The sequence below is a fragment of the Desulfurobacteriaceae bacterium genome (assembly GCA_039832905.1).
In the GTDB taxonomy this organism is placed as follows: domain Bacteria; phylum Aquificota; class Aquificia; order Desulfurobacteriales; family Desulfurobacteriaceae; genus Desulfurobacterium.
Genome location: JBDOLX010000028.1, coordinates 1 through 2,627 on the forward strand (window position 1 = coordinate 1; position 2,627 = coordinate 2,627).

The window sequence follows — 2,627 nt, forward strand, 5'->3', positions numbered from 1 at the left end:
ATATATTTTTTTCTATAATGCAGCCTATAGATCCACAACCAGTTTCTAACGTTATAATAGAATCTCCAATCGTATACTGTTGTCGCTGAATAGTTAGTCTTTGTTTTGTGAATAGCGATACTATCTCTAACGTATAATCCCAAAAAACCACTCTTTGTTATTCTTAAGGTATATTCAACGTCGTCAGCCCATATAAAGAACTCTCTTAATGGTAATCCTACTCTTTCTATAACTTTTCTGTTAACTAGAAGAGAAACAAAAGATGCACTTTCCACTACTAGTACTTCTTTATCCTCATAAAAATTAAAGGGAATTCCATTGATAATGGGTTTTACGCTTGGAAGATTCATGAAGTGAGGGGTTCCATCTGTCCAAACTACTTTACTACATATAAACCCTATTTTTTTCTCATTTAAAATACTACTTTTTTCCTGCAACTTAAGAAGGGTTTCTTTCTCACTTACAGTGTCATCATCCATCAACCATAGCCAATCGTATCCTTTTTCATAAGCCCTTTTAACTCCTTCGTAGAAACCACCAGCACCACCAGTATTTTCATGCATACGAACATAGTGAAATCTGATAGACTGTCCATCTGTTAGATTTTTTAATTCAAATTCTTTTTCCCAAGGTTCGGTTAAATCCTTGGGAGGGAGTTTCTCTATATATCCTTTTTCTAAAAGCAACTCTGGGGTTCCATCGGTTGATGCATTGTCTATTAAGTAAATGGCTTGAACGGGTCTTGTCTGCTTACGTAAAGCATCTAAACATTCCATAAGAAGATTTTTTCTGTTATAAGTTACAACAACTGCACACACTGTATTTTTTTCTCTCATTTTCCTTTTCCGATAAATTGTTTCTCACATCCTTACAAAGATAAATTTTCAAGTTCTTCCACATCGAACAAAAAAAAGCTCTAATACTCTTTTACTTTCAGACACTAATCATCTATTTTTCTCTCTATAAAAGGATTCACAGAATCATACAAACCCAAGTCAACATTTCTATTCAATTTTTCCCTTAAGAAATTTTTTAATCTTGCAACCTCAAAAAGGTCCCTTTTTAAATTCTTAAGTTCCTCTACAATTTCCAATCTACTTTTTTTATTCACCATTTTTATGTAAACCCTTATGCAAGTTTCTCCTCAAATATCTCTAGTGCCCTTTTCACTACATCGTCCATATCATAGTAGCGATATTCCGCTAATCTTCCAACTAAGATAAGATTATCAAATTGCTTAGCAAGTTCTCTGTACTTATAATATCTTTCTCTATTTTCTTCAGTAAAGACTGGATAGTAAGGAATATCTCTTTCTACTCTATAAGTTTTGGGATATTCTCTAAGAATAACTGTTTTATTAGTTTCTACAGGATGAATATGTTTAAATTCTGTTATCCTTGTAAAGTCGTAATCATTGGGATAGTTAACAGTTGCTACTTCTTGAAAATATTCTGTTTCCAATGTTTCAAATTTTAAATCAAGTGAACGATACGGTAGTTCTCCAAGCTTATACTCAAACAATTCATCTATCATTCCTGTGAATATTACCTTTCCTTTAAATTCCTGTCCAAATAGATAGACTTTTTTGGTTTCTAAATCCACTTTCATAACTTCTTTGAAATCCGTGTTTAATAAAAGCTTTATGTTTGGATGAGAAAGCATTCTTTCAAAGATCTTTGTATAACCATCGACAGGAACAGCCTGATATCTATCATTAAAGTATCTGTCATCTCTTCCTACAAATACTGGTACTCTTGCAGTAACTTTGGGATCTATATCTTCAGGTTTCATTCCCCACTGCTTGGCAGTATAGTTTATAAACACTTTTTCATAAATGTATTCAGCAAGAAATTTGAGATCCTTTTCATTTTCTTTCTTAAGTTCAAGAATAGGTATTTTAGAGTTATAAGAAAACCTACTTAAAAGTTTTTCCTCTATTCTCTTTGCTAAAGAGTTAGGAAATACCATATGAAGAGTATTTAAATTAAAAGGAATTGGAACCTTTTTCCCATCAATGAATGCTAAAACTTTATGGTGGTATATATGCCAATTTGTAAAGTTAGAAAGGTAATCAAAAACTTCTTTGTAGTTTGTGTGGAAGAGGTGTGGTCCGTACTTATGAACTATTATCCCCTCTTTAGTCCTGTAGTCGTAGCAATTACCACCTATATGGTTCCTTTTTTCTATTACTAAAACTTTTTTATTCAGAACACTTGCAATTCTTTCTGCAATAACACTTCCAGCAAATCCTGAACCTACTACGATATAATCAAACATTATCTCACTCCAGCCAATGAGATAGATCTCTTTTTATTAATTCTTGCAGCCGTAATATATCTTCTTCATAGAGGTTCTTTAAATATTCTCTTGTTTCTGCTTTCATTTGTGGCTTTTCAAGATTTTTCTGGATCAATTTAGTCTGAATTTTTTGCCTTACATCTTTAGGAATCAAAGCTTTCACGAAAGGCTTAATAGCACTCTTCAAAAGATTAGGTTGTGTTAAAAAATGGTGCAAAAATCTATTTTTTGGAACACCAGAGACATTAAACTTCATTCCAATACTTATAGAAACAAACGAATCATCAACTTCTAAAAATCTGTATATATCTTGAACGACTATAAGAGGA

The 2,627-nt window shown here is 32.2% G+C and carries 4 protein-coding genes; all 4 read right to left on the reverse strand.

Going from position 1 to position 2,627, the window contains the following annotated elements:
* On the reverse strand, window positions 1-836 hold an 836-nt coding region (locus tag ABGX27_01765; protein ID MEO2068223.1), incomplete at its 3' end, for a glycosyltransferase family 2 protein.
* Window positions 837-940: 104 nt separating this feature from the next.
* Window positions 941-1,114, reverse strand: coding sequence for a hypothetical protein (locus tag ABGX27_01770; GenBank protein MEO2068224.1), 174 nt, complete (start codon window positions 1,112-1,114; stop codon window positions 941-943).
* Between the two features lie 14 nt (window positions 1,115-1,128).
* On the reverse strand, window positions 1,129-2,277 hold the full coding sequence (glf, locus tag ABGX27_01775; GenBank protein ID MEO2068225.1) for a UDP-galactopyranose mutase: 1,149 nt from the start codon (window positions 2,275-2,277) through the stop codon (window positions 1,129-1,131).
* 4 nt (window positions 2,278-2,281) lie between these two features.
* On the reverse strand, window positions 2,282-2,627 hold a 346-nt coding region (locus tag ABGX27_01780; protein MEO2068226.1), incomplete at its 5' end, for a sulfotransferase.

Excerpts from the sequence above, each read along its gene's own strand:
- ABGX27_01770 (MEO2068224.1), bottom strand. The coding sequence starts at position 1,114 with ATGGTGAATAAAAAAAGTAGATTGGAAATTGTAGAGGAACTTAAGAAT.
- glf (MEO2068225.1), bottom strand. The coding sequence starts at position 2,277 with ATGTTTGATTATATCGTAGTAGGTTCAGGATTTGCTGGAAGTGTTATT.